Genomic DNA, 5,659 nt, shown 5'->3' with positions numbered 1-5,659 from the left:
CCATGTAATACACCGTTGATCTCCCGAAGCTTTTCCCAAGTATTACACGGTACAACTACAATCAGCTCCACAATCACGTTGTTTCCTTGGACAGCAAGGCATTAATTCCTCTCTCCCTTCAAAAATGAGCGAACGTACAGTAAGTAATTTTGCTTGGCTAATTTGTATGATTAGTAGCATTGTCTGCTGGTGTTGGGCATGACCGGAAAGCTTTGGTAGGAGATGCGATCGCTCTAATATTTTAATTTGCTTGATGTTTGGCAGAGCGAAGCGGGGCTAAAACCTGGGGAGTCCTGCCAAATTAGTTGGAAACATTTTAACCAAGTCACTTGGTTATTTTGAAAAAAACAGATCACACCGATTGGGTTAAGTCAGATTAGTTGGAAACGTTTATTCTGGTAGTGGAAACGTTTCCACTACCAAGGCAACTCACACCGATTGGGTGGAAACAATGACATTGACTGAAAATTGAGTAAATGACATTGACTCACACCGATTGGGTTAAGTCGGATTAGTTGGAAACATGAAATTTATAAACAAGTTACTTGATTAAAATTTCTCCCACCGATTTAGTTAGAATAACGTTACGCTAACTGACCAGAAGGGATGCGATCGCATTTCATGAATGTCACATTCATGAAACTTCAAAAATTAGGATGCGATCTTTTTGGTTTACTGGTGATGGAAACGTTTCCATTACGACTGCTTTTTAGTCTAAAGTCCAGTTGTAAGTCACTTACAGAATTTTATGGCATCCAGGTACTGTGGCGAGGCTGGTTAAGATTGCATGACCTCTGTGAGGGTTGGCAGCCTACTAGAGGGACTTAACGGGAAAAGTCAGAACATAATATGTGTTGACACATCAGTACAAAATTGTCATACTAATAGTCGTATACGACCAAATACTCAAATATTAGCCTTGCTTTGCGAAAAGAGTTCTTCTTATAAGTAATGCTGATATTAATATAGTTTATTAGCTGCTCCTCATGGCTTGACGCTACTGAGGATGTTTTGCTATGCTTATTGACTAGTGAGGATTTAAACACTAGGTATGGTGAGGCGAGTATTTGAGTATTTGGTCGTACTTCTGTAGTTTGCCCCCTGCTCGTGCCTTAATTCCGAGCTAAATCCTATACATTGCCAAGGAGGCAAACTAGTTAAATGAAAAATCCAGAAGTTCCATCACAGCAACATATTGCGTATCAATCCCAACCAGCAACTATAACACCCGTTACTTCTAATTGGGATAACGAAGTTGCTGTGATTCAGGTTCAGCCTACAGGCGTAACGTTCGTTATTCCTTATAATGACTCGAACCAGTATTTTCAGTATGGATTTATTGCGATCGCAGCAACTTTTGCTGTGGCTTATCTAATCCGTTCGGTTAGGTTACGCCATTAATTAAAGCTTGCAAATCATAATCTGCAAGCTTTTTTAGTAAGCGAGTATCAGGGCTTTCTACCACCCTAAATAGTTAGGCAACTCCAGGACTTACGCGCCTGGGTTGCTTGACGTATGCATATAGGCGATCGCACTCCTAGTAATCGATGGCACGGCTACCCCCGAAGAAATTGTTAGGGGGCTGTGGCATTTGATTATGAACTGTCTAAATATCCACCAATCGGAATCCTTGGTACGATACAAGTTCCGTTTTTTGTCAGAGCGCGTTTTGTGAATTTTAGATACGTTTGCCCTGGCATACTCAAGGACTTATTTAGAATGAAATAGCCCTGGTAGTAGAAGCACAAACAAGGCCAATCCTCGGGCGGAAAATGCCCAACGCGCACAAAGTTTCAAACTGTATCGTAGTTTGTGCAAAATTTCTGGCAATTCCCACTTTTCACAGATGGTTCGAGGTAGAAAAATATGACTCATACTTGCTGCGGACCTGGCTACGCTTCCCCAGAAGCGGCTATCAAGGCAGAACGCGAAAATATGCTGTATACAATTGCACTCTACACAGGTACGGGAATCGACGCACCGGATTATTTGGCAACTGTAGATGTTAAACCCAATTCCCCGACTTACTCCCAAGTGATTCATCGCCTACCAATGCCTTATATTGGCGATGAGTTGCATCATTTTGGCTGGAATGCTTGCAGTTCTTGTCACGGCGATAGCAGTAAATCCCGGCGCTTCATGGTGATTCCCGGTCAACGGTCTAGCCGAATTTACATTGTTGACACAGCAGATGCGAAAGCGCCAAAACTACACAAAGTTATTGAACCAGAAGAAATCAAAGACAAAACCAACTTGACCGCCCCACATACAGTACACTGCCTAGCAGATGGTAAAATCATGATTTCCATGCTGGGCGACAGCGAGGGCAATGGACCTGGTGGCTTTTTGTTGCTGGATGAGAAGTTTGACATTGCTGGACGCTGGGAACACAAAGCTGACGCCATGCGCTTTAACTATGACTTCTGGTATCAGCCACGTCACAACGTCATGGTTAGTAGCGAGTGGGCCGCACCCAAAACCTACTATCCCGGTTTTGACCTCAACGATGTGGCAGCTGGAAATTATGGACAGCAGTTGCATTTTTGGGATTGGTCGAAACACGAGATTATCCAGAGTGTGGACTTGGGTGAGGAAGGATTAATTCCCTTAGAAGTGCGCTTCCATCATCATCCTGATAGCACTCATGGATTTGTCGGTGCAGCACTGGGCAGCAATGTTTGGCATTGGCACAAATCTAACGGTCATTGGCAAGTTGAGAAAGTAATTGATGTGCCATCAGTGGAAGTCCAAGGCTGGCCTATCCCTGTGCCATCGTTAATTACTGATATATTGATTTCAATGTGCGATCGCTATATCTACTTTTCCAACTGGTTGCATGGAGATATTCGCCAATACGATATCAGCGATCCCGCCCATCCCAAACTCACTGGTCAGGTTTGGTGCGGTGGTTTGCTGGGTAAAAGCGGCGAAGTTCAGGGCAAAAAGCTAGCTGGTGGACCGCAAATGCTTCAGCTGAGTCTCGACGGTAAGCGGCTTTATGTGACGAATTCGCTGTTTAGCACTTGGGATAATCAGTTTTATCCTGACTTGTCGAAGACTGGTTCATATTTGTTGCAAATTGACTGCGATACTGAAAACGGCGGGATGAAAATCAACGAAAATTTTTACGTTGACTTTGGCAAAGAACCAGCTGGTCCATCTCGCGCTCATGAGATGCGCTACCCTGGTGGCGATTCCACCTCTGATATTTGGGTTTAAAGGAAACAGGGGCTTTCATTAAGGGACTTCCGGTTTTTTGGTTGGGTGAGGGTGATGGAACAGATGTGGCGGCGGGTGCTTTGTCGAAACTAACAAGTCATGAAGATACTAAGGCTTAACAAAGAGTAGAGGGAATGCGATCGCACACCCAAATCGAAGAACCTGTTACTATCCTAAAAATTCCAAAAATTCAAATAGTAAAGTGATTTTAGGAGCAATAGCACCACATTATTTCACTTCGCTGTCAGTATTCATCAATGCTTCTAATTGTGATAGCAGCTTTTCTACCTTGGCTTTTTTCTTGGGGTCATCCAACACTTTAGACTGTTTTAACCGACGCAATGTACTATCAACTTGCTCTTTGATTGATGGGTTTTCTGGCTTAACTTGCTGCTCAATTTCCTTGATTTTGCGCTTAATCTCATTTAACGAGAGATTGTAGGCTAGAGCATTCTCTAGGAGTTCTTTTCTAGTTTCTGAATCCGTGACCCGTGCGATCGCTCGTGCTTTGGTGTATTCAAGTTGACCAGAACGCAGGACTTCTAAAACATCAGCAGGCAGATTGAGCAGTGGTAGGCGGCTAGTACGAAAGCTTTGGGCGTTAAATCTACCGATACCAGCCAAGAGAGATTCGACTTTTTCTAGCTGACGGAAAACGTTTTCCGTCAACTCCAAATTTCGTTTTTTGGCGTTAGCTGCTTGGTTGAGGATTGATACTACTTCATCGGTGGTGACATCAAGCTCAATGCTGAGTAATTCTAATATCCCTTCAGTTTCTTCAACTGGGTTGAGGTCTTCACGTTGGAGGTTTTCCAGTAGGGCTACTTGCAGGGCTTGTTTATCAGTAAAGTTTTTAATAATAATGGGGACTTCAGTTAGTCCGGCTGACACTGCTGCTTTTAGCCTTCTTTCTCCAGCAATGAGTTCGTATTCATCACTATTAAGTGGACGAACGAGCAGTGGTTCTAAAATGCCGTGTTCTTTTACAGATTGAACCAATTGCGCCATTTTGTTTGGGTCAAAGTAGCGGCGCGGTTGGTTGCTTGAGGTTTGGATTTTGTTGATGGGAGCCGTGGTAGTTTGGTTTGGTTCTACATCCATAGTGAGCAAATCTTCAACACCACGCATCTTTGGCGCTTCTAGGCGTTTTTTAGACATTACAGCTTCTCCATCCCTTGAGCAATCTTATTTAACACCGCGACTGCTGGATGTTTGGGGGCATAAACAGCTAGTGGTTGGCGATTCATAGCCGCATCAGCAAACGCGGTAGCGCGACCAATAGGATCAAAAACAGGGGCGAGTGATGATAACTGCTGTTGCAGTGCTTCTAGAATAACTTTGTCTTGGCTGGCATTGCTGTAGAGGGTGGGGACAATTCCAGCAATTGCTAGTTTGGGATTGACGTGTTTTTTTACCTGTTTAATTGTGTCTAGCAGTAATTCTGTACCTTTAAAGGCTTTGAAGTGGGTTTGAATGGGGATAAGAACATGAGTTGCAGCGCTCAAGCTCAAAATACTGAGAACTCCCAAAGATGGGGGACAGTCAATCAGGATAAAATCATATTGATTTAAAACAGGTTCTAGAGCCTTATGAAGTCTTACTTCTCTTGCCATCACAGAAGCAAGTTGTAGCTCAACGGCGCTCAGGGTAATATTGGCTGGAATTAAATCCATGCCATGCAGGTTGTGATGAATTGGCAACTGTGTTTCTTCGTTGAGAATTGAACCACCAACAATTGCTTCTAGTTCGTGGGGTTCTAAACCCATAAACGTGGTGAGTGATGCCTGTGGGTCTATGTCAACAAGGAGAACTTTGCGTTGATTCAGGTGCAGTTGGTAGCCCAAGTTCATGGTGAGGCTTGTTTTCATCACACCACCTGCTTGGTTGAAGATGGCGATAATTTTAGACACGGGTGTAAGCTTTTTATGTTGCTTTTGTTGTCCTAGTTTAGGACAAATTTTGAGGATGCGATCGCACTAGCGGGAGTTACATGAAAGATGACTAAATATTCCCAGATAGTCGAAGTCAACCAACTGCTAGGGGTTGAAGAGATTGTTCAGCAGTACCAAAAACCACAAACTCAGGAGAAGGTGAACAAACGAGCTTTTGACTTGGCTTTTAGTCGGTGGCTCTTAATGCCCAAGGCAATTAGCTCAGGCTGGCAGCATTCGCAGATGGAACATTTGAAGATGGTGATGAGGTGAGCGATCGCATTAGGCTCCTACTCATATCCTTAAATGAGTTCATTACTCATCGTCTCTTATCCAGTCTGCTTTGTAGCTTCTTTGTCACCCCTTCAGGTCAATTTCAAAGATATTTGTGTGGGGTTAGTAACCGAATTAATGAGAATTAATCGTAATAAACGTAAATATTATCAACAGGGTTTAAGGGCTATGAAGCTTATCGAGTCTATGTTTTAGCTTATTTCGTCGCCCCCTCA

5 protein-coding genes are annotated in these 5,659 nt (G+C 43.4%); 3 read left to right on the top strand and 2 right to left on the bottom strand.

The genetic code is table 11. The features are described from left to right. The first annotated feature begins 1,161 nt into the window (after window positions 1-1,161). Together ACE1AT_RS18380 and ACE1AT_RS18375 are read left to right on the top strand one after the other, a co-directional pair. The gene (locus tag ACE1AT_RS18380; RefSeq protein WP_374870876.1) at window positions 1,162-1,401 is read left to right on the top strand and encodes a hypothetical protein; all 240 of its coding nucleotides are present in this window, start codon (window positions 1,162-1,164) and stop codon (window positions 1,399-1,401) included. 465 nt (window positions 1,402-1,866) lie between these two features. After that, entirely contained in the window at window positions 1,867-3,219 is a 1,353-nt protein-coding gene (locus tag ACE1AT_RS18375; RefSeq protein ID WP_374870874.1) for a selenium-binding family protein, read from the top strand. 228 nt (window positions 3,220-3,447) lie between these two features. Here ACE1AT_RS18375 and ACE1AT_RS18370 read toward each other — a convergent pair whose 3' ends face one another. Both ACE1AT_RS18370 and ACE1AT_RS18365 read right to left on the bottom strand, forming a co-directional pair. Next, complete coding sequence (locus ACE1AT_RS18370; RefSeq protein ID WP_374870873.1) at window positions 3,448-4,377, bottom strand: ParB/RepB/Spo0J family partition protein; 930 nt, start codon at window positions 4,375-4,377, stop codon at window positions 3,448-3,450. Further along, window positions 4,377-5,129, bottom strand: coding sequence for a ParA family protein (locus ACE1AT_RS18365; RefSeq protein ID WP_374870871.1), 753 nt, complete (start codon window positions 5,127-5,129; stop codon window positions 4,377-4,379). The genes ACE1AT_RS18370 and ACE1AT_RS18365 overlap by 1 nt, the downstream gene beginning before the upstream one ends. Window positions 5,130-5,216: 87 nt before the next feature. Between ACE1AT_RS18365 and ACE1AT_RS18360 the strand changes: the two genes are divergently transcribed. After that, the gene (locus ACE1AT_RS18360; RefSeq protein WP_374870868.1) at window positions 5,217-5,423 is read left to right on the top strand and encodes a hypothetical protein; all 207 of its coding nucleotides are present in this window, start codon (window positions 5,217-5,219) and stop codon (window positions 5,421-5,423) included. Window positions 5,424-5,659: the final 236 nt, after the last annotated feature.

The sequence above is a fragment of the Pelatocladus sp. BLCC-F211 genome, assembly GCF_041928655.1.
GTDB lineage: Bacteria > Cyanobacteriota > Cyanobacteriia > Cyanobacteriales > Nostocaceae > Pelatocladus.
The sequence above is the reverse complement of the archived record's forward strand: the minus strand, read 5'-3'. Positions and strand labels throughout refer to the sequence as shown.